Origin of the sequence: Agrobacterium sp. 33MFTa1.1 (genome assembly GCF_004328495.1) — a bacterium.
Lineage (GTDB): Bacteria > Pseudomonadota > Alphaproteobacteria > Rhizobiales > Rhizobiaceae > Agrobacterium > Agrobacterium pusense.
Map to the genome: position 1 here is coordinate 1,187,324 of NZ_CP036358.1, position 26,330 is coordinate 1,213,653.

26 protein-coding genes are annotated in these 26,330 nt (G+C 59.5%); 11 read left to right on the top strand and 15 right to left on the bottom strand.

Annotated elements, in window-relative coordinates; genetic code table 11:
- Window positions 1–176: 176 nt before the first annotated feature.
- Window positions 177–1,136, bottom strand: coding sequence for a nucleoside hydrolase (locus EYD00_RS06015; RefSeq protein WP_004441945.1), 960 nt, complete (start codon window positions 1,134–1,136; stop codon window positions 177–179).
- Between the two features lie 181 nt (window positions 1,137–1,317).
- Between EYD00_RS06015 and EYD00_RS06020 the strand changes: the two genes are divergently transcribed.
- Window positions 1,318–2,121 carry a TSUP family transporter gene (locus tag EYD00_RS06020; RefSeq protein ID WP_004441947.1) on the top strand — a complete coding sequence of 268 codons (804 nt, stop codon included), beginning with the start codon at window positions 1,318–1,320 and terminating at the stop codon, window positions 2,119–2,121.
- Between the two features lie 53 nt (window positions 2,122–2,174).
- Here the strand turns inward: EYD00_RS06020 and EYD00_RS06025 are convergent, their stop codons facing one another.
- The 9 genes from EYD00_RS06025 to hemN form a co-directional block, all read right to left on the bottom strand.
- Window positions 2,175–2,870 (bottom strand): nitrogen regulation protein NR(II), encoded by a 696-nt coding sequence (locus tag EYD00_RS06025; RefSeq protein WP_006697409.1) that lies wholly within the window; start codon window positions 2,868–2,870, stop codon window positions 2,175–2,177.
- Between the two features lie 279 nt (window positions 2,871–3,149).
- Complete coding sequence (locus EYD00_RS06030; protein ID WP_004441952.1) at window positions 3,150–4,079, bottom strand: lipid A biosynthesis lauroyl acyltransferase; 930 nt, start codon at window positions 4,077–4,079, stop codon at window positions 3,150–3,152.
- A 5-nt stretch (window positions 4,080–4,084) separates the two neighbouring features.
- Window positions 4,085–5,113, bottom strand: a complete 1,029-nt coding sequence (locus tag EYD00_RS06035) for a zinc-binding dehydrogenase (RefSeq protein ID WP_004441953.1) — start codon at window positions 5,111–5,113, stop codon at window positions 4,085–4,087.
- A 140-nt stretch (window positions 5,114–5,253) separates the two neighbouring features.
- Entirely contained in the window at window positions 5,254–6,534 is a 1,281-nt protein-coding gene (locus EYD00_RS06040) for a beta-ketoacyl-ACP synthase (RefSeq protein ID WP_022556203.1), read from the bottom strand.
- Between the two features lie 11 nt (window positions 6,535–6,545).
- Window positions 6,546–7,742, bottom strand: a complete 1,197-nt coding sequence (locus EYD00_RS06045) for a beta-ketoacyl-ACP synthase (RefSeq protein ID WP_004441958.1) — start codon at window positions 7,740–7,742, stop codon at window positions 6,546–6,548.
- Entirely contained in the window at window positions 7,739–7,900 is a 162-nt protein-coding gene (locus tag EYD00_RS25870) for a hypothetical protein (RefSeq protein ID WP_006697406.1), read from the bottom strand. Before EYD00_RS25870 ends, EYD00_RS06045 begins: the two co-directional genes overlap by 4 nt.
- Window positions 7,901–7,951: 51 nt before the next feature.
- Complete coding sequence (locus EYD00_RS06050; RefSeq protein ID WP_004441960.1) at window positions 7,952–8,431, bottom strand: 3-hydroxyacyl-ACP dehydratase FabZ family protein; 480 nt, start codon at window positions 8,429–8,431, stop codon at window positions 7,952–7,954.
- 88 nt (window positions 8,432–8,519) lie between these two features.
- The gene (locus EYD00_RS06055) at window positions 8,520–8,804 is read right to left on the bottom strand and encodes an acyl carrier protein (RefSeq protein WP_003495848.1); all 285 of its coding nucleotides are present in this window, start codon (window positions 8,802–8,804) and stop codon (window positions 8,520–8,522) included.
- Between the two features lie 114 nt (window positions 8,805–8,918).
- Complete coding sequence (hemN, locus tag EYD00_RS06060) at window positions 8,919–10,268, bottom strand: oxygen-independent coproporphyrinogen III oxidase (RefSeq protein WP_004441965.1); 1,350 nt, start codon at window positions 10,266–10,268, stop codon at window positions 8,919–8,921.
- A 212-nt stretch (window positions 10,269–10,480) separates the two neighbouring features.
- On the opposite strand from hemN, the gene fnrN reads away from it, so the two are divergent.
- Window positions 10,481–11,206, top strand: a complete 726-nt coding sequence (gene fnrN, locus EYD00_RS06065; RefSeq protein WP_004441967.1) for a transcriptional regulator FnrN — start codon at window positions 10,481–10,483, stop codon at window positions 11,204–11,206.
- Between the two features lie 468 nt (window positions 11,207–11,674).
- On the opposite strand, the gene EYD00_RS06070 is transcribed toward fnrN, so the two are convergent.
- Window positions 11,675–12,220, bottom strand: a complete 546-nt coding sequence (locus EYD00_RS06070; protein WP_100911034.1) for a hypothetical protein — start codon at window positions 12,218–12,220, stop codon at window positions 11,675–11,677.
- A 25-nt stretch (window positions 12,221–12,245) separates the two neighbouring features.
- Here EYD00_RS06070 and EYD00_RS06075 point away from each other — a divergent pair, with 25 nt between their 5' ends.
- The 6 genes from EYD00_RS06075 to EYD00_RS06105 all read left to right on the top strand — a co-directional run bounded on the left by EYD00_RS06075 (window position 12,246) and on the right by EYD00_RS06105 (window position 19,061).
- On the top strand, window positions 12,246–14,105 hold the full coding sequence (locus EYD00_RS06075; RefSeq protein WP_004441971.1) for a PHA/PHB synthase family protein: 1,860 nt from the start codon (window positions 12,246–12,248) through the stop codon (window positions 14,103–14,105).
- Between the two features lie 224 nt (window positions 14,106–14,329).
- Window positions 14,330–15,049, top strand: a complete 720-nt coding sequence (gene sfsA, locus EYD00_RS06085) for a DNA/RNA nuclease SfsA (protein WP_004441973.1) — start codon at window positions 14,330–14,332, stop codon at window positions 15,047–15,049.
- Window positions 15,050–15,080: 31 nt separating this feature from the next.
- Window positions 15,081–15,920: a type I methionyl aminopeptidase gene (gene map, locus EYD00_RS06090; RefSeq protein ID WP_006697403.1), complete on the top strand. Its 840-nt coding sequence runs from the start codon at window positions 15,081–15,083 to the stop codon at window positions 15,918–15,920.
- A 13-nt stretch (window positions 15,921–15,933) separates the two neighbouring features.
- Window positions 15,934–16,767, top strand: coding sequence for a RadC family protein (gene radC, locus EYD00_RS06095; RefSeq protein WP_004441977.1), 834 nt, complete (start codon window positions 15,934–15,936; stop codon window positions 16,765–16,767).
- A 136-nt stretch (window positions 16,768–16,903) separates the two neighbouring features.
- On the top strand, window positions 16,904–17,326 hold the full coding sequence (locus EYD00_RS06100) for a TadE/TadG family type IV pilus assembly protein (protein WP_004441978.1): 423 nt from the start codon (window positions 16,904–16,906) through the stop codon (window positions 17,324–17,326).
- Between the two features lies 1 nt (window position 17,327).
- Complete coding sequence (locus EYD00_RS06105; protein ID WP_034498925.1) at window positions 17,328–19,061, top strand: TadG family pilus assembly protein; 1,734 nt, start codon at window positions 17,328–17,330, stop codon at window positions 19,059–19,061.
- A 166-nt stretch (window positions 19,062–19,227) separates the two neighbouring features.
- Here EYD00_RS06105 and EYD00_RS06110 read toward each other — a convergent pair whose 3' ends face one another.
- Entirely contained in the window at window positions 19,228–20,604 is a 1,377-nt protein-coding gene (locus EYD00_RS06110) for a class II 3-deoxy-7-phosphoheptulonate synthase (RefSeq protein WP_004441981.1), read from the bottom strand.
- 528 nt (window positions 20,605–21,132) lie between these two features.
- On the opposite strand from EYD00_RS06110, the gene EYD00_RS06120 reads away from it, so the two are divergent.
- Complete coding sequence (locus EYD00_RS06120; RefSeq protein ID WP_004441984.1) at window positions 21,133–22,038, top strand: LysR family transcriptional regulator; 906 nt, start codon at window positions 21,133–21,135, stop codon at window positions 22,036–22,038.
- On the opposite strand, the gene gor is transcribed toward EYD00_RS06120, so the two are convergent.
- The 3 genes from gor to rpiA form a co-directional block, all read right to left on the bottom strand.
- Window positions 22,035–23,423, bottom strand: a complete 1,389-nt coding sequence (gor, locus tag EYD00_RS06125; protein ID WP_004441987.1) for a glutathione-disulfide reductase — start codon at window positions 23,421–23,423, stop codon at window positions 22,035–22,037. The genes EYD00_RS06120 and gor overlap by 4 nt on opposite strands.
- Before the next feature lie 141 nt (window positions 23,424–23,564).
- Window positions 23,565–24,131: a DUF2059 domain-containing protein gene (locus tag EYD00_RS06130; protein ID WP_004441989.1), complete on the bottom strand. Its 567-nt coding sequence runs from the start codon at window positions 24,129–24,131 to the stop codon at window positions 23,565–23,567.
- Between the two features lie 16 nt (window positions 24,132–24,147).
- Window positions 24,148–24,843, bottom strand: a complete 696-nt coding sequence (gene rpiA, locus EYD00_RS06135) for a ribose-5-phosphate isomerase RpiA (RefSeq protein WP_004441991.1) — start codon at window positions 24,841–24,843, stop codon at window positions 24,148–24,150.
- Window positions 24,844–25,030: 187 nt separating this feature from the next.
- On the opposite strand from rpiA, the gene EYD00_RS06140 reads away from it, so the two are divergent.
- Window positions 25,031–25,732 carry an HAD family hydrolase gene (locus EYD00_RS06140; protein ID WP_004441993.1) on the top strand — a complete coding sequence of 234 codons (702 nt, stop codon included), beginning with the start codon at window positions 25,031–25,033 and terminating at the stop codon, window positions 25,730–25,732.
- Window positions 25,733–25,756: 24 nt separating this feature from the next.
- Complete coding sequence (locus tag EYD00_RS06145; protein WP_034499129.1) at window positions 25,757–26,317, top strand: CHAT domain-containing protein; 561 nt, start codon at window positions 25,757–25,759, stop codon at window positions 26,315–26,317.
- The last annotated feature ends 13 nt before the right edge of the window (window positions 26,318–26,330 follow it).

Sequence of the window (26,330 nt, forward strand, 5' to 3'; positions counted from 1 at the left end):
CCACAAGGGTTTTCTCGCGCCAACGACGCCTAGCGGTGATCCGCCCGTCCTACCGGCACCGCCTTTTCAAGCCCTCCGGCAAGGCGGATCGCGCACTATGATCAGGGAACTTGCATAACGCCAGATTCTGGGAAAATGCAAGGCAAGCCATGCTCAAGAACGGCCATTCCTGTCGTTCAGCCGCGCTCGCCCTTCACAATTGCCGCGCGGATGACCGAAAGCACGCGCTCCGGCTTGATATCCGTGCAGACCAGCTGGCTCGGATGCCCGTCCCAGTCGCCCGGCGGAAAGGCGCGTCCGTCCGGCTTCTGGATGGTCTGGCCGTCGGCAAGACCGCCGCAGACGACGCGCACCGGGCCGCTGCGGGTGGTAAACAGTTCCGGCGCGACGAGATAAACACAGGCGCAGCTGTCGTGCACCACCATGCCGTCACCGGTACGGGTCTTGTAGAAATCGATGTAGAATTGCGACAGGTCCGAAAGCAGCTGCACCGGCTTGCCGCCCGCCTCTGCCATCTCAGCCATGAAGGCGCTGGTCATCACGGTTTTTGTCGTGACATCGAGACCGACGACAACCACGCGCCACGGCGCGGTGAAGACAAGATCGGCCGCTTCCGGATCGCCATGAATATTGGCCTCGGCTGCCGGCGAGACATTGCCGTTGATGTCGAAGGCGCCGCCCATGACGATGACTTCCTTCACCAGCGCCGCGAAATCAGGTTCTTCTCGCAAAGCCAGCGCCAGATTGGTCATGCGGCCAACGGCAATAAGCGTCACTTCACCGGGATTGGCCTTAACCGTCTCGATGATGAAGCGATGCGCAGGCCGCGGGTCGAGCGGCAGGTCGATGGTCGCTGGAATGTCGATATCGCCAAGGCCGTTTTCACCATGGATAAAGGTCGGCCAGTGGCCTTCCTTGCGGGCCGGATCGAAGGTCACGCCCGCCCCTTTCGCGACCGGCGCGGTCATCTGCCATTCCCGCTTGAGGAAAAGCGCATTGCGGGTGGTGATGTCGATGGGCGCATTGCCGAAAACGGTGGTGACGCCGATCAGATCGATATCGGGGTGGCGGTGCAGGAACAGAAGCGCCATGGCATCATCCACACCGGGGTCCGTATCGAATATCACTTTATGCATAATGCCCTCATCCACATGTGTCAGGCGCCATCCGTCGTTCCGGCGACGCGCCACGGAAACATAACGATAAGCGGCAGCACCGCAATCCCCCGGCGCCCCTCAGACCATACAGAAAAATATTGCGCGACCGCGTTTTCGGTGAAAGAAGGGGCCTCTCCTTCCGCCTGCCCGGACATGCCAAGTGCAAGACATCGCCCTCAACGTTTTCCTCGTCCTCTTCTGCGTCGCCATTTTCGCCGGCTTTATCGATTCCATTGCCGGCGGCGGTGGTCTCATCACCATTCCGGCAATGATGATCATGGGAATACCGCCACTCGATACGCTTGGCACGAACAAGCTGCAGGCACAGTTCGGTTCGGCCTCCGCCACTCTCGCTTACGCAAGACGTGGCCATGTCAATCTGAAAGAGCAATTGCCGATGGGGTTGATGGCGATGGCCGGCGGAATGCTGGGGGCGCTGACGGCCGCCTTCGTGCCTGCCGATCTTCTGCGCACCATCATGCCCTTCCTGCTGATCGCCATAGCGATCTATTTCGCCTTCAAGCCACAGCTCAGCGATGTAGACAGCCATCGCCGCATCACACCGCTGGTGTTCGGATTTACCGCCGCGCCGCTGATCGGCTTTTATGACGGCGTCTTCGGTCCGGGCGCCGGTTCCTTTTACATGCTCGCCTTCGTGGCACTTGCCGGTTTTGGCATGCTGAAGGCGACAGCCCATACCAAGCTTCTCAATCTGGGCTCCAATTTCGGCGGGTTCGTCGTCTTCGCGATGGGCGGCGCGGTTTTGTGGAAGCTTGGACTGGCAATGGGGTTCGGCCAATTCATCGGGGCGCAGATCGGGTCGCGTTTCGCCATGAAAAACGGCGCGAAAATCATCCGCCCGCTTCTGGTTCTGTCGTGTCTGGCCATGGCGACGAAGCTTCTGATTGACGCCTCGTCCGCCTGGTCCATCGCCACGATCTGGGAAACCGTCTTCCCGAAATAAGGGACTGATAGGGCGCGTTCAGCCCGTCCTTCGGATATCAGGGGAGCTTGGGGTCAACCCGCAGCGCGGCGCCTGCGATCGGCAATTTCGCGGATGACCACCATGGCACCCACGAGCTTGTAGGCGGAAGAGTAACAAGGCGACATTTCGAGCGACTTGACGATTGTGCGACCGTTCTGGTCTTCCGCATAGGTATATTTCGACGTATCGCCCTTGAAGCAATTATCGAGCTTTTCCCTGAGTGCGTTCTGGAAACGGTGGACACCGACGAGTTCGGCGATGTGGCAGCCGACGAGCCCTTCCGGCGCATTACGCTGGAAGGCGTCGAGCGCATTGGCAAAGGACACGCGGTAACCGGGGGACACGATGACGACAGGCTCATCGAGATCGTTGAGCATATCTTCATCGAGGATCAGATGGCGGTGGTGCCATTCGAGGCTGTCCGCATCTTCGTCACCGATCACTTTTGCCTTGAGCGGCATGCCGACGTAACGGTCGACGAGCGTTCGCAGAAGTTCGGAATTGCGCTGCACGCAGCCAAGGTCTTCCGCCTCGTGGTTGAGGAGATCGATAGCAAAACGGAACTGCTCGCGAATGTCTTCGGAGCTTTCGGTCTTGCGTCCGACGACGCGCTCGAGAAGCTGCTCCAGTTCACGCTCCAGCACTGCGATCTTGTCGGCCTCGTTTTTACCAACGGCAGATTGCAGTTCCGTATAACGCAGCCAGAACAGCTCAATCAAATCTTTCAACCCAACTCTCCCTGAACGGGCAAACATCCCGATCCTAATCCGAAAGGATAGACCAATTATCCCTGATAATAGCGTCTCCGCGCTTAAAAATGACGTAACGAAGCACGAAAACACGGCGGGGATTGTTGTTCAAAATATCACAGCCGCTGCTATTTTTTCAATTTCGATAATCCATGAACGAAAAATGAGGTTCCACTACTATGGAAAAATTTCGAAAAGCACAGTTCCTGCGCCTGATTTTGTGAAAATTGCTCTGAGAGCACGAGCCAGCCGGCATCCTCAAATCTGGTGCTTAACGTCCCACCGGTCGTGATACCACAGCCATTGGCCGGGATATTCGCGCACCCAGCTCTCCACCTTGTCGTTCAGAAGCTGCGCCGTCGCCTGAATGTCGACATTGCCCTTGTCATCGCGCGGAATCTCAACCTTCGGTTCGATTTCCAGCCGGTAGCGATTATCGGGCAGGCGCACGCAACGGGCAGGATAGACATCGCAATTGAACTGCCGCACCAGCTTGGCGAGAAGCGGATTGGTGCGAACCTCAAGTCCGAAGAACTTCGTCGTCAGTCCCTTGCCGAATTTCTGGTCGACGAGCACACCCACACCACCGCCCTTTTCCAGCTGCCGCGCCAGCGCGAAGGAGGAGCCGGCATGCGAGGGCACGAGATTGCCCATGCGCTCCTTGCGGAAACTGAACACTTTCTCGGCCACAAAGGGATTGTTCGGTGGCCGGAACAGCACCGTCACATCGAGACCGAAAGCCGAGCCGGCAACCGGCAGCAGTTCGAAATTGCCGCTATGGGCGGTAAAGACGATGAAAGGCCGCGGATTGTCGCGCAGCTCGAGGAAGGTCGGGATGCCCTGGACCTCGATGCGTCCCGGCTCGTTCTTTTCCGGATCGAAATCGAACAGCCGGTCGAGAAAGACATATTCCGCCGCCAGCCGACCCATATTGGCCCAGCTGTCCATGGCGATCTCGAGCCGCTCTTGTTCGGACTTCTCCGGAAAGGCGCGCGCCAGATTATGGAGCATCAGCTTGTGGCGGCCGGTTTTCGGCCCCACGAAACGTGCCAGCCTGTCAGCGGCGCGAATGCCCGCATCGGCGGGAAAGAGCTTCAGCAGGTTGAGAAGGCCGAAGGCGAATGTCGCAATCAGCCACTGCCGGAAGTGGTCCAGTTTCAGGACGATCCGTGTCAGGAACAGCTTCAAGATGCTCAGTCCATCCGCAGCACGATCTTGCCGAACACCTGACGCGTCTCCATGCGCTCCAGCGCCCGGTCAATATCGTCAAAGGTCACTTCGGTGTCGATAACCGGATGCACGATGCCACGTGCCATCTTCTGCATGGCGTTGGCCATGTTCTCCATACGGCAGCCGAAGGAGCCGAGCAGTTTCAGCTGCTGCTGGAACAGCATCATCAGGTTGATGTCGGTGGAAACACCGGATGTGGAACCGCAGGTGACGAGACGACCGCCGCGCTTCAGCGAGAACATCGAACCCGCCCAGGTATCCTTGCCGACATGCTCGAACACGACGTCGACGCCCTTCTTTTTCGTCAGCTTGCGCACGACGCCTTCGAAACGGTCGGTGCGATAGTTGATCACATGATCGGCCCCGAGCGCCTTCGCCCGTTCGATCTTGTCGTCGGAACCGACTGTCGTGATGACGGTGCAACCCATCTTCTTGGCAAGCTGGATCGCCGCCGTGCCGATGCCCGAACCGCCGGCGTGAATGAGGATGGTTTCGCCGGACTCCAGCTTGGCATTGTCGAACAGCATGTGCTCGACCGTGCCGAACGTCACCGGCGCGAGAGCGGCACCGACGGCGTCGACGCCATGCGGCGCCGGCACGAGCTGGCGGGCAGGAATATTGATCTTTTCCTGCGCGAAACCGTCGAGATGGAAACCGTGCACGCCCTGGACATGTTCGCACAGATTGTCACGGCCTTCGCGGCAGGGTTTGCACAGCCCGCAGGTGCGCGCGCCATAGATCGCGACCAGCTGGCCGGGCAGCACGTTGGATACGCCCGGACCGATGGCTTCCACCACACCCGAGGCTTCCGCACCGATTGTGAGCGGCATCTTGCGCTTGGCGAAAGCCATGCCGCGCCAGCCCCAAACATCGATGTGGTTGAGCGCCACGGCCTTGACGCGCAGCGTTACCTCGCCCGGCGCCGGCGCATCCGGTTCGGGCAGATCCACTTTTTCGAGCTTCCGGTCGTCGACGAGTTGAAGAGCGCGCATATATAAGTCCTTCGCCCGAAGGCGTTATCTAAAATCATTCCAGCAAAACTCTGTAACGGTTTTGCGGCTGGAATGCGAAATCAAAGAAACGGGCGCGTTTCCGCAAGTCATTCGGAAACGCCCCTGTTGTAACGAACCGGTTAAGCCGGTTCCCGCGTCATGACAAGGCTTGCATTCTGCCCGCCGAACCCGAAGGAATTCGACAGAACCGCACCCACCTCGGCATCCCGCTTCACATTCGGCACCACGTCGAGCGTGATGGTCGGATCGGGATTGTTATAGTTGATTGTTGGTGGCAGCGTGCCAGTCAGCATGGTCTGCAGCGAGAACACCGCTTCCACAGCACCTGCGGCGGTCAGCGTATGGCCGATCATCGACTTGTTGGACGACAGCGGAATGTTCTTCAGGCCTTCACCGAAGACCGCAAGCATCGAGCCATATTCCATCTTGTCGTTCTCAGGCGTCGAGGTGCCGTGGGCGTTGATATAACCGATATCGCTTTCGGCCACGCCCGCATCGGCCAGTGCCGCACGGATCGTCGCAATCGCCGGGCCGCCATCGGGCGAAGAGCGTGTACGGTGGAAGCTGTCAGCCTTTTCCCCTGCACCCTTGATGATGCCCAGCACCTTGGCGCCGCGAGCGACGGCGGCTTCGAGCGATTCCAGCACCAGCGTTGCGGCACCTTCGGCGATCACGAAACCATCGCGGTCCTTGCTGAACGGCTTGGAAGCCTTTTCCGGCGGATCGTTCTGGGTCGAAAGGGCAGACAGCAGCGAAAAGCGGATCAACGCCTCGGCACTGACAGAACCATCGGTCGCGACCGTCAAAGCCCGTTCGGCGCGGCCCTGTCGGATGGCCTCGACGCCAAGCTGGATCGCGGTCGCGCCGGATGCACAGGCGGTCGACAGGGTAACCGGCAGACCGCGCGTACCGAAACGGTCAGACAGACGCTCGGAGATGGCACCAAACAGCGCTGCTTCCTGGAATGCCGGATCGGGACGCTGACGGAAGGCCGTCAGGAACCGCTCATAGGCATCACCCGGCTGGGCGGCTGGCGGAGAGCGGTCGGCAAGCTCGAAACGGGCACTCCATTCCGGCTCGATCGGCGGCGCTGCGAGAAACAGCGGGCCGTCAAAGTCACCGGAAATGCCGGCCTGCGCCAGCGCCTCGATGGTGGTTTCGCGCGCGAAGGCATAGGAACGTTCGACGGAATTCGGAACCGGAATATCGATGAAATCCACCGTGCCGCTGATCCGGGTCGAAAGCCCTTCAGTCGGGAAACGGGTGATTTTGTGAATGCCTGACTTACCCGAGGTCAGCGCCGCCCAGTTATCGGCAAGCCCCTGACCGAGCGAGGTAATGATGCCCATGCCGGTGACGGCGACGATCGGGCGACCGAGATGATCCTTAAAATTGGTCATGGTCTTTCTCCTCACACGTCACGGGACAGAACGGCGACACCTTCGCCGCGGACATGGCCAACAGTGGTGACGACAGCCTCGGTCGCCGCCTCGCCCATTGGCTTTTCCGCATTCGCGTCGAAGGTAGGAACCTTGGCACCGCTTTCAAGCGTCAGCGCCGCCAGAGCGAGGCCGAGCGGAAACTGCGCCTCAAGTCCATGGCCCGTGACACCGCCGAAACCGCGGATGGCAGCCTTCGGCAAGGTCTTTTCGAGAATGTGCTTCTCACGGGCCGTAACGCCGTCATAACCGCTGGCGCCGGAGAAGACGACGGTCGCGGCGCTGTCCGTTGCCGGGGCCAGCAGACGCTCCATGCGCTTTTCCATTTTGCCGTCGTCGCGGCTGCCGCGATCACCTTCGATGGCGTCGATGCGGGCATAGATGCGCGCACCGCGCTCGCTGGCATGCTTGCGTGATTCCAGCACGAGGAAGGCTCCGAGCGAGCCGGAAACCATGCCGCCGCCTTCCTGGCCTTCGCGCGACCACAGGGGCTGCCATTCGCCCTGCGCATGCGCCCCGATGGCTTCGAACAGCAGGATCATGTCTGGACGTTCGGCAGAGAAGGCGCCGCCCACGAGAGCGTGGCTCGATTCGCCCGAACGAATGCGATGGAACGCGGTTTCGACGGCGGAAATGCCGGCCGCTTCTTCGCCCATGAAGGTCCGGGAAGAGCCGGTGACCTTGTGCACGATGGAGATATTGCCGGCCATCAGGTTGGAAAGCTGGGCGAGAAACAGCGTCGGGCGCAGTTCCGTCGTCAGCTTTTCGTTCAGCAGCTTTTCGCGGTCGTTGCGCTTCAAAGCCTCGTCAACGATCAGCGTATCGACATTGATGTCGCGCTCGCCGCCGCCGGCAGCAACGATCATATCCATGGTGGCGCAGGCTTCGACATTTTCCTTCAAGCCGGCATCATCAAGTGCAAGACCGGCGGCAAAAACGCCGAGACGCTGCCAGTTTTCCATCTGGCGCTGGTCGCCGCGCTTGGCGATCTGTGCCGACCAGTCGATCTCGGGCATGGGATGAACCGGATATGGCTTGAATTTTTCCGTCTCGACAATCGTCGCCGGCGCGGCGGTTCCCGAAAGAAGCGCCACATGCGCCTGGCTGCCAACGCCGTGACAGGTCACGATGCCGACCCCTGTTATCACCACATCATTGTCAGATTTCATCGTCTGTCATCCTTTGCAGCCGGCCCCGCCGAAACGGTCACGGCTATCCAACAGCGGTTGCGAACAACCACTTCATGCGTTGCGGAATAAAGCGCGCGGTGCGGATTGGCAATGGCGAAGACCCGATCCACCGTCGCGAGCCCACGATTTTCGTGCATCAAAACCGGGCCGACAGGAAAAACTGTCTTCTCCGAAACGAATGAAAAAGCTTATTTCCGTGCATCGGCGGCAATCGCCGCCATCAGGCCAACTTCTTCCGCCCGCTTCTTGACGATAGGCCCAAGCGGGATCTCGCTGAAGGGCATGGTGCGCAGTTTCAGCTGCGCGTCGCAGACCTTTTTGCCATCGGAGGTGATCTTTGCCTTGGTAACCGCAAAGCCCGAACCGTCATGCTCAAGCACTGCCTCGATGTCGAGAACAGCACCCGGCTCCACGAAAGTCCGCATCTTGGCGCCATCGACCGACATCAGGAACGGCATGGACGCGAAATCGGAAAATGCCAGAACCAGCATGCCGGAGGCCTGCGCCATTGTCTCGATCAGAAGCACACCCGGAACCAGCGGCATGCCGGGGAAATGGCCTTCGAAAACCGGGCTTTTATCGGGAACAACGGACCGCGCCTTCAACGTGCGCGCCGTCATGTCCACGGCCTCGACCTTGTCGATCATCTGGAAATATTCAAGCAGCATCCGTCCGGCCCGTCTCTGGTCGGTTAGTCATGGTTTGCCCGCAGGCGGCATCAAAAGAAAATGCCCGCCGGAAGCGGGCACCGTCACGTCAGCCCTTGGCCGCGCGCAATTCGTCAATCTTGGCGCAAAGGTTCTTCAGCACGAAGTATTCTTCCGTGGAAACCTTGCCTTCATTGACTTCCTGCGTCCACTGCTCGAGCGGAATCTTGATGCCGAATTCCTTGTCGATCGCGAAAACGATATCAAGAAAGTCGAGGCTGTCGATGCCCAGATCGTCGATCGTGTGGCTCTCCGGCGTAATGGTTTCGCGGTCGATTTCGCTGGTTTCGGCGATAATGTCGGCAACCTTGTCGAATGTAGCTGTCACGCCCATAATCCTTATTGTCGTTCGTATGAATTATTCTTTCTGACGCACCACATAGGCAAGTCGCACAAAAAAGCCAATGGTTTCGTGACGTAACTTTGAAATTTGCCCCAAAACTGTTGCCTAAACAGCAACCGAATGACGGCCGCGCCCATTGCCGAGATAGGTATCGAAGATTGCCGCGATATTACGTACAAACGGCCTTCCCACCTCCGTCACGGCAAAAATATCGGCATCCAGCCGCACCAGACCGTCCCTGTCGCCTGCGGCAAACTGCTGCGCCTGATCCCTCACGGAATGGCTCACCTTGCCGAAACGGTGCTGCAAGTCCGAAAGATCGATAGAGAAATCGCACATCAACCTTTCGATCACATGCGAGCGCAGATGATCGTCCTGCGACAACTCAATGCCTTTCACGGCGGCAAGACCGCCCTCACCCACCATGCGCTGATATTCACCGGTTGCCACCATGTTCTGCACATAACCCTGCGGCAGCCGGCCGATGGATGATGCGCCAAGCCCGATCAGCGCATCGGCAGTATCGGTCGTATAGCCCTGAAAATTCCGCCGCAGGGCGCCGGCTTCGGCGGCCTGGGATAATGTATCGGTCGGCCGGGCAAAATGATCGATGCCGATCTGGCTGTATCCGGCCTGCCTCAGCATCTCCCCCGCCATCGTCATCTGGCGGTAGCGTTCGGCAACATCGGGCAGCGCATGTTCGGGGATCAGCGACTGGTGTTTCTTCATCCAGGGAACATGGGCATAGCCAAAAAGCGCGATGCGATCAGGGGCAAGCGATACGATCTGATCGACGGTTCTTTTCAGTGTCTCGCATGTCTGGAACGGCAACCCGTAAAGAATGTCGCAATTGACTGAGTGAACGCCCCTCGCCCGCACCGCATCCACCACGGATCTCGTCTGCTCGAAAGACTGGATGCGGTTGATGGTTTTTTGCACTTTGTCATCAAAATCCTGCACCCCGAGGCTAGCCCGCGACATGCCGATGGCGGCAAGCGCGTCATAGCGGCTGTCGTCCAGATCGTTGGGATCCATCTCAACGCTGATTTCTGGTGCCAGCCCGAAAGTGAAGTGACGCCGCAGACAGTCCATCAGGTCCTGCATGTCCTGCGGGTCAAGCATGGTCGGCGAGCCGCCGCCGAAATGCACGGCACTCACCACGGCGTCAGGCGAAACAAGTGCGCCGACCGCAGCAATTTCCTGCTTAAGTGCTTCAAGATAAATAGCAATCGGCTCGTATTTCAGCGTATGCTTGGTATGGCAGGCACAGAACCAGCAAAGCCGGTCGCAATAGGGAATATGCACGTAAAGCGACAGGCGATTCCTGTGACCGAGTGCGCCGAGCCAGCCGCGATAGGTCGTATTATCGATTCCCTCGTGGAAATGCGGCGCGGTCGGATAGCTCGTGTAACGCGGCACTGCCCCGGAATATTTGTGAAGAAGGTCGATATTCATCACCCGATTTGCCTTTTATCAAGAAAATGTCGATTTCCCCTCTTTCAGTAGCGGCTGCGACAGTTTGCAACTTTGACTTCAATCAAATTGAGCCATAAGTTCTTGCTAAAGTAGACGCGGGGACGACGGCTACAGCGCACACGCCTTTAAAGAGACCGGATTTGATATCCAGGGTCGCAATCGTCCCGCAAAGCCAGCATTGGAAAAGGCTTATGGACACGCTGCAGAAGACCATCCACAATTCGGAAGAGCCGGTTGTTTGCCGCTCCTGCGAGGCGCGTCACGGCGGTCTTTGCAGCACGCTGACACCGCAGCAGCTTTGCGATCTGAACCGCCATTCCAGCCGCAAAAAGCTGGAGGCCGGCAATGAGCTTCTCGGCCAGGGCGAGCTCGTCACCTCCTACGGCAATATCCTGAATGGCGTGGTAAAGTTATCGAAAATGATGTCGGATGGCCGCCAGCAGATCGTCGGCCTGCAATTCGCACCGGATTTTCTCGGCCGTCCGTTCATGGCGGAAAGCAAGATGACGGCGGAAGCCGCAACCGATGTGGAAATATGCCTCTTTCCGCGCCGCGTCGTCGACCGCATGGTCTCCGAAGTGCCTGATATGGAACGCAAGCTGCACAGCCAGTCACTCAAGGAACTGGACGAGGCACGTGACTGGATGCTGACACTGGGGCGCAAATCGGCGCAGGAAAAGGTTGCCAGCTTCCTTTATATGATCGCCACCCATATCGATCCGGAAAACGACGACAAGTCATGCTTCGACCTGCCGCTCTCGCGTGCCGACATTGCCGATTTCCTCGGTCTCACCATCGAGACCGTTAGCCGGCAAATGACAAAGCTGCGAAAGGAAGGCATTATCCGCATCGAGAACAACCGTCACATCACCGTGCCCGATCTCGATGCGCTGAGTGAAGCGGCGGGCAACGACTGACAGCCGCCCCCTCGATCATCGCCCCTGAAGTGCGGACGTTCCGAAATTGATGTGCGGCGCCCGCGCCTGAGCTGGTGCGAGCGCAAAACCGGCAAGGACCAGCAAAGCGGCGATGCATTTCATGATATTTCACCCTGTGCGCCGCTTTTTCAGCGGCCTGTTTGTTATGGCTGCACCATAAGCTGCAAACCGCATCCATCCGCTTAACATCTTCGGTAAGCGGAAGGTTCAAAGGCAGGGTAAAGAAGGAGTTATGATTGCCGGGCCGACAGGACCTTCAGCCGTGATTGTCGCTGTAGGACGTTCGGCATCCCCGCTTGTTTCTTCTCCCCGGCGGGGAGAAGGTGGCCCGACGGGCCGGATGAAGGGGCAAACGCGGAGATATGCGGAGAGCTTGCCCCTCATCCCGCTGCCGCGGACTTCTCCCCTATGGGAGAAGAAACAAGTGACATGCACTCGCCCAGCTCGTCACTGCGATGCAGGCGTTGCAACCGGCTTCTGATTTTCTGCCAGCGCCCGCAGCTCGGCCACCCGGCGCTTATATTCGGCTTCCGATATCTGGCCGTTGCGCCGTGCCGCGCCGAGGCGAGACAGGCTCGATTCCATGGTTGAGGCTTCGTCGTCGCCCATCTGCGTGCCAGCGGCCGTCAGCGGCTGCGAGAACGTCGGATAGGTCCCGGTGTCGCGCTTCTGGCTTACCGCGGTGTCGCTGACCGGACGAGGTCCGACGATTTCAGCCGTCGGACGGCGCATATGGGCGGGCGCGACAATCGGCTCGGGCGCCTTGCAGGCGGCAAGCGTGGTGACGAGCATGGCGCCGGAGAGCGAGAGGAACGCGATTCTTGCGGCGCTTTCCGCATATGTTCCCCATGTGCCGCATTTGCCCATGTGCTTGCCCATCGTCATGTTCCGCCTGTAAGGATATCTGCCGATATCGAATTCGACCGCGGTTCGGCCCTTTGCGGCCTCCCCTTGCTGGTGGAACTTGTATTCGTTTTCATGCAGAATGTGCAAACACAAATTTGGTGGAGGATGGTGCATGGCAGGTGTTGACGGCGGGGGCACGAAAAAGGGTGACAAAACGCCCGGCTTCGACGCCAGTACCGCCGAGGCCTACCTGATCCGCGACCCCGAAACCTTCGCGATCAACATTGCACGCGCGCTCGAAAATCTCGGCAAGGCTGCCGGTGAATGGCTGGCGCCACGCGAACGCGGCGAAATTCCGCAGACGAGCGCCGATCCCGTGACCGATCTGGTCAAGACGCTCTCCGATGTCGCCGAATATTGGATGGCCGAGCCGAAGCGGTCACTGGAAGCGCAGACCCATCTGCTGTCGAGCTATTACGATCTGTGGTCGAAATCGGTGGCGCAATTTTCCGGAGCCTCCGATTCGACCTCGGAGAAAACGGCCGAAAGCGGCCCTGCACAGCGCAGAAGCAAACGTTTTGCCGATGCCGACTGGCAGGCCAACCCGTTCTTCGATTTTCTTCTCAAGGCCTATCAGACGACCGTCGGTTTTGCAGACCGGATGGTGACGGAGGCGGAGGGGCTGGATGAGCACACCCGCACCAAGGCGCTGTTTTACATGCGGCAGGTGACAGAGGCGCTTTCTCCGGCCAATTTCGTCTTCACCAATCCGCAGGTCTTCCGCGAGACGGTAGCCTCCAGCGGCGCCAATCTCGTCAAGGGCATGGCGCAGCTGGCGGAGGATGTCGCGGCCGGAAACGGCCATCTGAAGCTTCGCCAGACCGATTACAGCAAATTCGTCATTGGCCAGAACATTGCCGTCACGCCAGGCAAGGTCGTTGCGAAAAGCGCGCTTTGCGAAATCATCCATTACGAGCCGACGACGGAAAAGGTCTTCAAACGGCCGCTGCTGATCGTGCCGCCCTGGATCAACAAGTTCTACATTCTCGATCTCAACCCGCAGAAATCCTTCGTCGGCTGGTGCCTCGAACAGGGCCACAGCGTCTTCATGGTATCCTGGATCAACCCGGATGCCGGTCTGGCCGAAAAAGGCTGGGACGATTATATCAGCGAAGGCATCGACTTTGCGCTTGATACCATCGAGGAACGGACTGGCGAAAAGGAGATCAACGCCGTCGGTTATTGTGTCGGCGGCACGCTTTTGGCCTCGGCGCTGGCGCTGCATGCACAGCAGGACAATGAGCGCATCCGCAGCGCCACGCTGCTCGCCGCCCAGACCGATTTCATCCATGCCGGAGACCTCAAGGTCTTCGTGGACGAAGGTCAGCTGGCCGCGCTCGACAGACACATGCAGGCCGTCGGTTATCTTGACGGTTCGATCATGGCCACCGTCTTCAACATGCTGCGCGCCTCCGATCTTATCTGGCCCTATGTGGTCGATAATTACCTGCGCGGCACCGAACCCCTGCCATTCGACCTGCTCTACTGGAACTCCGATTCCACCCGGGTGACGGCTGCCAGCCACTCGTACTATCTGCGCAACTGTTACCTCGAGAACAATCTCGCCCGCGGTCTGATGCGCGTTGCCGGCAAGCGCATCAATCTCGGCGACATCAACATACCCGTCTACGATCTCGCCACCCGCGATGACCATATCGCGCCCGCGAAATCGGTGTTCACGGGTGCTGCCCTGTTTGGCGGGCCGGTGGAATTCGTGCTCGGCGCTTCCGGCCACATTGCCGGCGTCGTGAACCCGCCGCAGCTCGAGAAGTATCAGTATTGGACGGGGCCATCACCAGCCGGAGACTTCGACGCCTGGCAGGCCGCCGCCACACCTCATAAGGGTTCGTGGTGGGTGCACTGGCAGAACTGGATCGAAAGCCAGAACGCCGAGAAGGTAAAGGCGCGGAAACCGGAGGACGGCAAGCGCCCGGTGCTCGGCGATGCGCCGGGAACCTATGTTCTTTTGTAGAATATTTGTGAAAAAGATGACCAGTACACGGCAGAAAGGCCTCTTCCACAGGCGTTCCCCGTCACCCTCATCCCTGTGCTTGTCACAGGAATCCAGTAGGCGCCGGTCTACGCGGCGAAAGACTTGCTTCAGCCCAAGGACTTGGGCTGGCTGGTTCTCTGTGACAAGCACAGGGATGAGGGATAAAAAGACCCTGCAAACACGCAAGCTTACCTCAAGGCATCATGTTCTTCACGCCCCCGCTCGTTCCCGCAACGCTGATCTCCCGCTACAAACGTTTCCTCTTTGACGCAGTTCTGGAAGACGGCACGGCGATAACCGGGTCCTGCCCCAACACCGGCTCCATGCGTGGGCTGACGACGCCGGGTTCCCGCATCTGGCTGTCGCAGCATGACAGCCCCACCCGCAAATACCGTCATATGCTGGAAATGGTCGAGGCCGACGGCACCGTCGTCGGCATCAATACCGGCATGCCGAACCGGCTGGCGGAAGAGGCGATCCTGAACGGCCGTATCCCGGAACTCGCCGGCTATTCGATAATCCGCCGAGAACAGAAATACGGGCGCAATTCCCGCATTGATTTCCTGCTATCCGAACCCGGTCGGCCGGACGCCTATGTGGAAGTCAAGAACGTGCATTTCATGCGCGAGAAGGGCCTTGCAGAATTCCCCGATACCGCCACCAAACGCGGCGCAAAGCATCTCGAGGAACTGGGCGATGCAGCGGAAGCCGGTCACCGGGCGGTGATGCTTTATCTCATCCAGCGCGGCGATTGCGACCGGATGCGCATCTGCGACGATCTCGATCCGGTCTATGCGCTGGCTTTCCAACGGGCAATGGCGCGGGGCGTGGAGGCTTATGCCGTGAAATGCGCGGTCACCCCGGCACAAATTTCAGTCAACGGAACGGTTAAGATGGACGAGTGGCGTCCGGCTGTTTTATGAACAGGGACGTAAAGAGACAGAAAGCACTATGATGGTCACCTATATCGACGCCGCCTCCGCCCCCCTCAAGAATACAGGCGTCATCCGCCTCTACACCCCTGAGGATTTCGACGGCATGCGCAAGGCGTGCCAGCTGACGGCGCGTTGTCTCGATGAACTCGCCGCAATCGTCAAGCCGGGTGTGACAACGGACGCCATTGACCGTTTCGTCTTCGAATTCGGCGCCGATCACGGCGCGCTGCCGGCAACGCTCAATTATCGTGGTTATACCAAATCCGTCTGCACTTCGATCAACCATGTGGTCTGCCACGGCATTCCCGATGAAAAGCCGCTGCGGGAAGGCGATATCGTCAACATCGATGTTACCTATGTGCTCGATGGCTGGCACGGCGATTCAAGCCGCATGTATCCGGTCGGCCAGATCAAGCGCGCTGCCGAGCGGCTGATGGAAGTGACCTATGAGTGCCTGCTGCGTGGTATCGCGGCTGTAAAGCCCGGTGTGCGCACCGGCGCGATCGGCGCGGCGATCCAGACCTATGCGGAAGCCGAACGTTGCTCGGTGGTGCGCGATTTCTGCGGGCACGGCGTTGGGCGGCTGTTCCACGATACGCCAAACATCCTGCATTACGGCCGTCCGGACGAAGGTCCGGAAATCCGGGAAGGCATGATCTTCACCATCGAGCCCATGATCAATCTTGGCAAACCGCATGTGAAAGTGCTTTCCGACGGCTGGACGGCGGTGACGCGCGACCGTTCGCTGTCCGCCCAATATGAACACGCCGTTGGCGTCACGGCCACCGGCTGCGAAATCTTCACGCTGTCGCCCGGCGGCTTCGACCGTCCGGGCCTGCCGCCGCTTACCCCTTCATAAGGCCAGACCGCCCATGGCAAGACGCCCCGCCCCGCCTCCCGCCGAGCTTTCCACGACGTCAGGCTTTCAGGCGGGCGAAGGCGATCTCTTCGAAGGGGCGGACGAGCGCGGTTTTTTCGCCGAGCCGCGAAATGCGGTGAAGAAGCCGGTGCCTGTCATCGAGCCGCCGGCGGATGCCGCCCATTATCATGGTCACCGGGACCGGCTGCGGGCGCGGTATCGCGATGGCGGCGACGCGGCGCTTGCCGATTATGAGTTGCTGGAGCTTTTACTGTTCCGGCTGATACCGCGGCGCGACACAAAGCCCATCGCCAAGGCGCTCCTTGCCCGTTTCGGCACGCTGGGCGGTGTACTCGGCGCACCTCTGCCGCTGTTGCAGGAGGTGAAGGGCGTGGGCGAAGCCGTGGCGTTCGACCTGAAACTCGTCGCCTCCGTTTCCCAGCGCATGCTGAAAAGCGAAATCCGCAACAAGCAGGTTCTGAGTTCCTGGTCCTCGGTCATCGATTATTGCCACGCCGCCATGGCCCATGAAACGCGCGAACAGTTCCGCATCCTGTTCCTCGATAAGCGCAATGTCCTCATCGCCGACGAAGTGCAGGGGCACGGGACCGTGGACCACACGCCGGTCTATCCCCGCGAAGTGGTGCGCCGCGCTCTCGAACTATCCGCTACTGCCTTGATTTTAATACATAATCACCCGAGCGGCGACCCGACACCGTCGCGTGCTGATATCGAGATGACCAAGACCATCATCGATACGGCAAAGCCGCTCGGTATCGCCGTCCACGACCATATCATCATCGGCAAGGATGGCCACGCCAGCTTCAAGGGCCTGCGCCTGATCTGAAGCAGACGCGAAGGTTTACACAGGCCTGCAACCCATAAGCGCACGTCAACACAAAATTAACACCTATAAATTAGCATTTCCGAAAATAATAAATCAAGGCATCGAACCTTGGTGCCTTAAGGAACGGGGGTGCTTTATGCGTAATGCAGTGCGTTTCCTTCGCGATCGGTCCGGCTCGAACGCTGTCGAGTTCGCCATTGTCGCGCCAATCTTCTTTCTCGTCCTCCTGACCATGATTGCCTACGGCATTTATCTGATGGCGGCCTATTCGGTGCAGCAGATCGCCGCCGACGCGGCAAGAACGGCGGTCGCCGGCCTTAACACAACCGAGCGCCAGCAGCTCGCCCGGGATTTCGTCGCCAAGAGCGATCTCGGCTACGCCTTCCTGGATAAAAGACACTTCACGGTCGACGTCGCCACTGATCCCGCCAATGCCAACCAGTTCACGGTGAAAGTCGAATATGACGCCCGTGATCTGCCGATCTGGAGCCTCTACAGCTACACCCTGCCCGAGCCGGTCATCCGGCGTTTTTCCACCATCCGGATCGGAGGAGCATGACATGAGGACCATCCATTCCCTGCTCTCCGGTTTCCTGAGGGATCGCGCCGGCAACATCGCCATCTCCGCCGGCCTGACGGCGCCGCTTTTTATCGGCATCCTGGCGATTGGCGTCGATTACGGTTATCTGACCCTGCAGAAGCGGCAATTGCAGCAGACCGCCGATCTCGCGGCCATTTCGGCAGCAGCCAACGTCACCGACGCCGAAAAGACGGTGCAGCAATATTTTGCACTCAACGGCCTGGACCTCGGCGTCAGGACGGCGCAGGGGCTGCTAACGCCAACCGGGCTGCAGCCTTTCGATCCCCGGAATGAGTTTGCCAAAACCCACGGCTACGCCGAGGTTGTCAAAGGCCATTACGAACCGGATGCCAGCCTCCCGGTCGGACAGCGGTTCGTCGAAAACGCCCAGCCGACCAATGCGGTGAAAGTAAACATCTTCGAAAAGGGCCAGATCTTCTTCGCTTCGGCCTTTACAACGCCGCCAAGGATTTCGGCCGCCGGAACCGCCTCATCTCAGAAAGTCGCCGCGTTTTCGGTGGGATCGCGGCTTGCCAGCCTCAATGACGGCCTCCTGAACAGCCTGCTCGGCGGTCTGCTCGGCACCACGGTCTCGCTCAAGCTCATGGACTATCAGGCCCTCGTCGATGCCGATGTCAACGCGCTGCATGTCGTCGAAGCTCTAGCGATCGATCTTGGCCTCACCGCCGGCACCTACAAGGACGTGCTGCAGACGGAGATTACCTACGGCAAGTTCCTGAACGCGCTGACGAAAACGACGGGCCTGCAGCCAGCCGTCGTCACCGTTTTGAAGACATTGGAAAAAACCGCCGGCAAGAGCAACATCAAGCTCAAGCTAGAAGAAATCGTCAATCTCGGCCCCTTCACCGAAAAGCTCATTGGCAGCGGGGAAAATCTCAAGGTCAATGCCAGCGTCTTCGACCTTCTCAATGCCGCAGCCGTTGCCGGTAATGGCGGCAACCAGCTGGCGCTTGATCTCGGCGCTAATGTTCTCGGCCTCGCCTCGGCCAAGGTGACACTCGCCATCGGCCAGCCGCCGGTCGAAACGCCTTCGCTTGCCGTTGGCGGCCAGGGCACCGTGGTCCGTACCGCCCAGACCCGCCTTGCGGTCAATGTCGTGGTGGATGGGCTCCAGGCAATCGCCGGCCTCAAGGTCAATGTCCCGCTTTATGTGGAAGTCGCCCACGCGGAAGCCCGGCTTGCGGACATTCGCTGCACGGGCGGCGGACAGGGAACCGTGGATGTCGAAGTTGTTCCCGGCGTTGCAGAAATTGCACTTGGCAATGTCGATACCACGGCCTTCGCCAATTTCGGACGGGACCCGCGCGTGACAAAGGCGGCAATCGTGGATTCTGCCCTGCTTGCCGTCAACGGCAGCGCCCTCATCAACGCCACCAACATGACGAAGACCAAGCTGACCTTCACGCAGCTGGATATTGCCCAGGGCAAGATCAAGAGCGTCTCCACGAAGGATACCGTCACGACGCTCGTCAGCTCGCTGCTGAAGAACCTTGATCTCGACATCAGGATTCTCTTCCTCAACCTTGGCGGCCTCGGCGTCATCCAGACGGCGCTCGCCAACACGCTGTCCCTCGTCACCGCACCGGTTGATACGCTGCTTTACAACACGCTTCTGGTTCTCGGCGTCAAGATCGGCGAAGCCGATGTTCGTGTTACCGATGTCCGCTGCCAGCAGCCGGCTCTGGTACAGTAAGCCTATAGCCACAGATAAAAATAGCCGCCGAAAATCCGGCGGCTTTATCATTACCAGAGGCTGAAGCGTCCGCGAGCGGGAGCCTCACACTCCCGAAGCCGGACCAGATCTTCAGTCCGGCACGATCAGACCTCGCGCAAGCGCAGAGAGACTTTCAGCTCTTCCATCAAGCGCTGGCGATTGCCAGGCGCTTCTCGTCGCGCCCGCTCTTCATGCGCTCTGACAGCAGGAACGCCAGTTCCAGCGCCTGATCGGCATTGAGGCGCGGGTCGCAATGGGTGTGGTAACGGTCGGACAACGAATCCGCCGTCACGGCGCGCGCGCCACCCGTGCACTCCGTCACGTCCTTGCCGGTCATCTCGATATGGATGCCGCCCGGATGCGTGCCTTCGGCGCGGTGGATCTGGAAGAAGCTTTCGACCTCCGACAGGATACGCTCGAACGGGCGCGTCTTGTAGTGGTTGAGCGTGATCGTGTTGCCATGCATCGGATCGCAGGACCAGACGACCTTGCGGCCTTCCTTCTCGACAGCACGGATGAGCTTCGGCAGGCTGTCCGCCACCTTGTCATGGCCGAAACGGCAAATCAGCGTCAGACGGCCGGCCTCGTTTGCCGGGTTCAGCGCGTCGATCAGCTCGATCAGATTGTCGGGCGTCAGCGACGGACCACATTTCAGGCCGATCGGGTTCTTGATGCCGCGGAAATATTCCACATGCGCATGGTCGAGCTGACGTGTGCGGTCACCGATCCAGATCATGTGGCCCGACGTGGCGTACCAGTCACCAGAGGTGGAATCGATACGGGTCAAGGCTTCTTCGTAACCAAGCAGCAACGCCTCATGGCTGGTGAAGAAGTCGGTCTCGCGCAGGCTCGGATTGCTGTCCGCGCTGATGCCGATGGCCTTCATGAAGTCCATGGTTTCGGAGATTCGGTCGGCCAGCTTGCGGTAACGGTCGGCCTGCGGGCTGTCCTTGATGAAGCCGAGCATCCACTGGTGAACGTTTTCGAGGTTGGCATAACCGCCCATTGCGAAAGCGCGCAGCAGGTTCAGCGTCGCCGCCGACTGGCGATAGGCGTCGAGCTGGCGCTCCGGGCTCGGAATGCGCGAGGCTTCGTTGAATTCGATGCCGTTGATGATGTCACCGCGGTAGGACGGCAGCGTCACGCCATCCTGCACTTCCACGTTGGAAGAGCGCGGCTTGGCGAACTGGCCGGCAATGCGTCCCACCTTTACGACTGGCAGCTGTGCGCCATAGGTCAGCACCACGGCCATCTGCAGGAAGGCACGGAAGAAGTCACGGATATTGTCCGCGCCGTGCTCGAGGAAGCTCTCGGCGCAATCGCCGCCCTGCAGCAGGAAGGCGTTGCCTTCCGCCACATTGGCAAGCTGCTTCTTGAGGCGGCGGGCCTCACCGGCAAATACCAGCGGCGGATAGGTTGCAAGCGTGGCTTCCGTTGCCGCAAGCGCTGCCGCATCAGGATATTCGGGAACCTGCTGGATCGGTTTCTGCCGCCAGCTGCCGGGGGTCCAATTCTGTGCCATGTTCTTACCCTTCTTTCGACCGCGCAAGCGCCGCGCGACCGCCTCGGAAATTTGAGCGGCTTATAGCTCCAAGCACAGGCTTTGCATAGACATCCGCGCGCCGCCCGCCCTCTTTCGGACTGTTTTGATCCGCCATGAAGGAGAAAAATGATTTCAAACGATTTAAATAGTTTCCGTGGATGGTTGCCCATCCCTCCGAAGTCACCGACTTCCGGGCTTGATGCAGAGATATCGGCGCAGGGAATGGGGCAGATGCAAGAGAAACACCACAAGCCGGTCCAGTGGCGAGCAAGGCCAGTTCTCCCATTCGGAAACACACCCGCCTCTTCCGTGGCGGATTTCCATGTGTCTAATCTTCTCCATAAGGAACATGGTTTCGGGTAACATGTCTGTCTCCTTTGTTGGAGACGAGTTAGGTTGCGCCCTGCAGCAAGCATAGAGGCAGGACTGAAAGACCCGTTTCATATCTGAACGGAGAAGACAGGCCCTGATGCGGCTAAGATGCTGCCATGATGTGGAGAGGATGCCGTGACAGAAGTGGACTGGGACGAGTTGAGGCTTTTCGACATTGTCGCCACAGAGGGCGGCCTCGCCGGCGCGGCGGGTAAAGCCGGGCTCAGTGCGCCGACGATTGGCCGAAAGATGATGCTTCTTGAACGCAAAATGGGGCGAACGCTCTTTATTCGGAGTCAGAACGGATACCGGCTCGCACCGGACGGCCAGGTCCTGTTCGAGAAGGTAAGGTCCATGCGCAACAGCGCGGCGGAAATCACTCAATGGCACAGCGACGCTTTTTCGCTACCGATCGTTTCTCTGTCGAGTGACATCTGGATTGCCGGATTCATAGCCACCAATGCGGCGGCCATTCGCGGCCCGTCGGACGCTTTCCGCCTGTGCTGCAAGCAATGTGAGAATGACGACGAGTTGACCTACAAGCGCGGCATGATCGCGATCAGGCACGTCAGGCCAGCCGCCGGGAATTTCGCCGTCCGGAAATCGGTCGACGTTGCCTATTGCGCCTATCGCGCGCGCGACAGCTCAGGCAAGAATGTTGAGCAATGGATTTCGATCGGCACCGAGGTCGCGAAATCCGACGCCGAAAAATGGGTGTTCCGGCATCGGGAACCGCTGATCCACACCTGGACGAATGCCCCTGCCCTTTTGCCGAGCCTGATCCAGAGCGGGGCCGGAAAAGGCGTCCTGCCCTGCTTTATTGGTGACAACGTCCCCGGCCTCGTCCGCGACGGCGAGATCATCGAGGAACTGTCCCATCCGCTCTGGATCATCGTCAACGACGACGACCGGCACGCCCCGGAAATGCGGCTCGCCATAGATCGCCTCGTCGCTCTCCTGAAGGGCAACGAGGTGTTATTCGATGGCAGCCGCCATTATCAGGCAGAGACGAGCTGGAAGCCGGAGCGGAAGATGAGCTAGACCCGCTCGCCGTTTACGACGCGATAGCTCGGCGAATACATCGTCACCAGTTCCTCTGCCGCCGTTGGGTGAACGGCCATGGTGCGGTCGAAGTCATCCTTCGTGCAGCCGGCTTTCAGCGTGATGCCGAGAAGCTGCGCCATCTCGCCGGCCTCATGGCCGAGGATATGCACGCCGACGACCTTGCGGTCAGCGGCATTGACGATCAGCTTCATGATCGTTTTCTCCTGACGACCAGATAGCGTCGCCTTCATCGGACGGAACTGGGCGCGATAGACTTCCAGTTCCGGATATTTCTTGCCGGCTTCCTCTTCCGAAAGGCCGACAGTGCCGATTTCCGGCTGCGAGAATACCGCCGTCGCAATCAGCTCGTGATCCGGCTTGGTCGGGTTGTTCTTGTATTCCGTCTCGATGAAGCACATCGCCTCGTGGATCGCCACCGGCGTCAGTTGTACCCGGTCGGTGACGTCGCCAAGTGCGAAGATGCTGGGCACGTTCGTGCGCGAATAATCGTCAACGACGATCGCGCCGCGGGCGTCCACCTCCACACCGGCATTCTCGAGACCGAGCCCCTTGGTATTCGGATCGCGGCCAAGCGCCAGCATCACCAGGCCCACATGCAGCGAAGCGCCCTGCTTGGTGCGGGCCACGAAACCGCCGGCGCCATCCTTGCTGACTTCCTCGATGATGTCTTCCAGAATGATGCGGATGCCCTTGGCCTCCATCGCCTCATGCAGGCCCTTGCGCATATCCTGATCGAAGCGCGACAGGATTTCCTTGCCGCGATAGATCAATGTCGTTTCAACGCCGAGCCCGTGGAAGATATTGGCAAATTCGACCGCGATGTAACCGCCGCCGGCAATCAGGATCGATTTCGGCAGCTCCACGAGATCGAAAGCCTCGTTGGACGAAATCGTCAACTCATGGCCGGGCAGCGCCTTGTGTTCGTTCGGCGTGCCGCCGACAGCGATGACGATGCGCTCGGCGGTGAAGGTTTCTCCGGTTTTCGTCAGCTTGACGGTATGGGCATCCACGAGTTCCGCCCGGCTGTCGAAAATATCGGCCTTGGCGTTTTCCAGACCCTTACGGTAGAGCCCTTCGAGACGGGTGATTTCCTTGTCCTTCGCCGCGATCAGCTTTTTCCAGTCGAAGCTGCGCTCGCCGACGCTCCAGCCGAAACCTTCGGAATCCCCGAAATGCTCGGGGAACTGCGAGGCGTAGACGAACAGCTTCTTCGGCACGCAGCCGCGGATGACGCAGGTGCCGCCATAGCGGTATTCCTCGGCGATCGCCACGCGCTTGCCGAGCGAGGCAGCCACACGGCCGCTGCGCACGCCGCCGGAACCGCCACCGATGACGAAGAGATCGTAGTCATAAGCTGTCATAGTCAAAACCCCTGATCAAAACCGCCATCAGCCGCAAACGGGCAGCGGTGCATTCACGCCACATATAGGTGCTGCGGCGCACAAATGAAAAGCCCGGTCTTGCGGCCGGGCTTTGAATATTTCTGAACCTGGAAAAGCGCCTTATGGCTTGGCAGCCGGAGCGCCACCCGTGGCATTGTGATCCGCCGGAAGCGGCTTCAGATCAGCGCCGGCGACCTTCTGCAGTTCGGTCATGCTGGCAGCGTTGAGATCGCGGTTGATACCGGCGGCCCAGATATCGGCAGCCTTCATCAGTTCGCGGGTCGCAATCGGGCCGTCCTTCAACAGCTTCTTGCCAGCTTCGCTGCTGTAGAAGGTGGAGATGGCGTTCAGTTCCTCGACCGAAAAAGCACGTGCATAGGTCAGCGCGGCCTCACGCTCGAGATCGGCGCGGCGCGGTGCAAGCTCAAGCGCCTTGGCGTCAACCGTCGCGGTAATCGCATCCTGAACATTCGGCGAAGCCTGAATAAGTTCAGCCTTCAGACGTTCGGCCAGTCCCGGCAGAATGTCGTCGAAACGGTCGGTAACGCCAAGAGAGGCGATCGCCTGCCGCGCGGCAGCAACATGCGCTTCGGAAATTTCCTGGGCGCGTGCGGCAGTACCGAACACGATGCCGGAAATGAGGATCGAAGCAGCGGCAGCTTTGCCCAGTCCCGCTAGTTTGATCATGAAAATCTCGCTCCTGTTATACTGCCTGCATCACGCGGGCGCCTTCAGGGCCAGCGATAATGGCAAGCGATGCCAAATTTATGAAAAGTCCGTGCTCGACGACACCGGGAATCGTGTTCAGCTCGCGTGCTAGCGCTTCTGCATCAGGAATACGGCCAAAAGATGCGTCGAGAATAAGGTGTCCGCCATCCGTCATGAAGACGCCGTCACCGGAAGAGCGAAGCTTTAAGTCACCCGACAGGCCGGACCGCGATGCCAGCTTTTCGATGGCGATGCGGCTCGCAACCTGGCCAAACGGATTGATCTCGATGGGCAGAGGAAAGGCGCCCAGCGTCTCCACAACCTTGCTCTGGTCGGCGATGACGATCACGCGTGCGGATGCCGCCGCGACGATCTTCTCGCGCAGCAGTGCACCGCCGCCGCCCTTGACGAGCCGCAACGCGTGGTCAACCTCATCCGCACCGTCAATGGTCAGATCCAGTTCCGGCAATTCATCGAGAGATTTCAGCGGAACGCCAAGCTCGACGCACAGACGCGCGGTGCGCTCGGATGTCGGCACGCCCTCGACCTTGAGGCCGGCGGCGACCTTCTCGGCCAGAAGCCGGACGAATTCCTCGGCCGTCGAACCCGTGCCGATACCGAGCCGCATCCCATCCTGTACATGGGACAATGCGGCCTCGGCGGCCTTGATCTTCATCTGGCGGGCATCCATGTGCCTGAAACTCCGGTAGCTTTGTCGTCGCCGTGCTGTTTACACGGGTCGAAAGCCAAACGAAAGCCTTTTTCAAGGCAACGAACAGAACGTTGTGATGCGGTTGCAAAGACAGGAGGCTTTGCCTAGGCTTGGCGCGAATGAAAGCATGAATAGCTCAGCCCGCATTCTCCAAGAGGCCGTTTCCGTGACATCCCGCCCGCTCTCCCCGCTCGCCATTTTCGATCTCGACGGTACGCTGGTCGATACCGCCGCTGATCTCGTCTCGAGCCTCAACCATACCATTGCCGCCGCCGGGCTTGCGCCCGTCACCTATGACGACCTGACGCATCTCGTCGGCCAGGGCGCACGGGTCATGATCAAGCGCGCCTTTGCACTGCGCGAAACGGAACTGCCGGAAGCCGAAATCGATCCGCTCTACGAACGCTTCATCACCCATTACCGCGCTGAAATGCCCGGCGAAAGCCGCCCTTACCCCGGCATCGTCAACACCCTGGATGCGCTTTCGCAATCCGGCATCACGCTTGCCGTCTGCACCAACAAGACCGCAGTCCTCGCTGTACCGCTGCTCGAAAAACTCGGCCTTACGCCGTATTTCGCGGCCATAACCTGTGGCGACACGTTCGAATTCCGCAAGCCTGACGCCCGCCATATCTTGGGGACCATCGAAAAGGCCGATGGTGACCCGGCGCGCACGATCATGGTCGGCGACAGCATCAACGATATCCTCGCCGCGAAAAACGCCAACGTGCCCTCCATCGGCGTCACCTTCGGTTACACGGATATACCGATGGCCGAGCTCGAGCCAGATGTCGTCATCGATGATTTCGAAGCCCTGACACCTGATTTGTTCGCGAAGCTGATTGAAAGAGGCGCTGCTGCGGCTTGAGTGCTGCGTGCTGACGAAATCGGGATGGTCGACGAAAAGTTCTTTTTCCCGCGCAAGGCTGTAAGCATCATCGCGGTGGGCGACACAGGCGAAGCTCTACTTTTGCGCGCTATATTGGAGAGCCTGGGAGCCGCGGTTCGCCTGCACCTCCCGGGAACGCCGGAAGATATTCTGGCGTGCCTGAATCAACCTGATAACCCGCCGCCCTATCTCATCATCAGCGGCCATGGCGATCAAAATGGCCTCGTGATCGGAGACATCAATCCCGACGTGACCCAATTGAAATTGCGCGAGGGCAGCCTGCCTGTTGAAGCAATTCTGGGAAAAGTCCACCTGTCGGGCACTGTAATTTTCAGCACGGCGTGCTGCACGGGCTACGATGCTTTCGGGAAGGCCTTTATTGAAGGCGGCGCGAAAGCCTACATTGCTTCGGCGGGTTACCCGGACGGTGCGGCGACGCCACTTTTCGTCCATATGTTGTTTTACGAACTGCTAGTCGGCAAATCATCGCTTGAAGACGCGCTTAGCCGCGCTGCAACGATCGATGACGATGGCGCCCTCGCATTCGCACTTTTCAAGCAGTAGCCAGAACCGCAAT

Coding starts and splice junctions, on each gene's coding strand:
- EYD00_RS06015 (WP_004441945.1), bottom strand. CDS start 1,136: ATGCATAAAGTGATATTCGATACGGACCCCGGTGTGGATGATGCCATG.
- EYD00_RS06035 (WP_004441953.1), bottom strand. CDS start 5,113: ATGCGCGCTCTTCAACTCGTCGACGACCGGAAGCTCGAAAAAGTGGAT.
- EYD00_RS06040 (WP_022556203.1), bottom strand. CDS start 6,534: ATGACCAATTTTAAGGATCATCTCGGTCGCCCGATCGTCGCCGTCACC.
- EYD00_RS06045 (WP_004441958.1), bottom strand. CDS start 7,742: ATGAAATCTGACAATGATGTGGTGATAACAGGGGTCGGCATCGTGACC.
- EYD00_RS25870 (WP_006697406.1), bottom strand. CDS start 7,900: ATGCACGAAAATCGTGGGCTCGCGACGGTGGATCGGGTCTTCGCCATT.
- EYD00_RS06050 (WP_004441960.1), bottom strand. CDS start 8,431: ATGCTGCTTGAATATTTCCAGATGATCGACAAGGTCGAGGCCGTGGAC.
- EYD00_RS06055 (WP_003495848.1), bottom strand. CDS start 8,804: ATGGGCGTGACAGCTACATTCGACAAGGTTGCCGACATTATCGCCGAA.
- hemN (WP_004441965.1), bottom strand. CDS start 10,268: ATGAATATCGACCTTCTTCACAAATATTCCGGGGCAGTGCCGCGTTAC.
- fnrN (WP_004441967.1), top strand. CDS start 10,481: ATGGACACGCTGCAGAAGACCATCCACAATTCGGAAGAGCCGGTTGTT.
- EYD00_RS06075 (WP_004441971.1), top strand. CDS start 12,246: ATGGCAGGTGTTGACGGCGGGGGCACGAAAAAGGGTGACAAAACGCCC.
- sfsA (WP_004441973.1), top strand. CDS start 14,330: ATGTTCTTCACGCCCCCGCTCGTTCCCGCAACGCTGATCTCCCGCTAC.
- map (WP_006697403.1), top strand. CDS start 15,081: ATGGTCACCTATATCGACGCCGCCTCCGCCCCCCTCAAGAATACAGGC.
- radC (WP_004441977.1), top strand. CDS start 15,934: ATGGCAAGACGCCCCGCCCCGCCTCCCGCCGAGCTTTCCACGACGTCA.
- EYD00_RS06100 (WP_004441978.1), top strand. CDS start 16,904: ATGCGTAATGCAGTGCGTTTCCTTCGCGATCGGTCCGGCTCGAACGCT.
- EYD00_RS06105 (WP_034498925.1), top strand. CDS start 17,328: ATGAGGACCATCCATTCCCTGCTCTCCGGTTTCCTGAGGGATCGCGCC.
- EYD00_RS06110 (WP_004441981.1), bottom strand. CDS start 20,604: ATGGCACAGAATTGGACCCCCGGCAGCTGGCGGCAGAAACCGATCCAG.
- gor (WP_004441987.1), bottom strand. CDS start 23,423: ATGACAGCTTATGACTACGATCTCTTCGTCATCGGTGGCGGTTCCGGC.
- EYD00_RS06130 (WP_004441989.1), bottom strand. CDS start 24,131: ATGATCAAACTAGCGGGACTGGGCAAAGCTGCCGCTGCTTCGATCCTC.
- rpiA (WP_004441991.1), bottom strand. CDS start 24,843: ATGGATGCCCGCCAGATGAAGATCAAGGCCGCCGAGGCCGCATTGTCC.
- EYD00_RS06145 (WP_034499129.1), top strand. CDS start 25,757: ATGGTCGACGAAAAGTTCTTTTTCCCGCGCAAGGCTGTAAGCATCATC.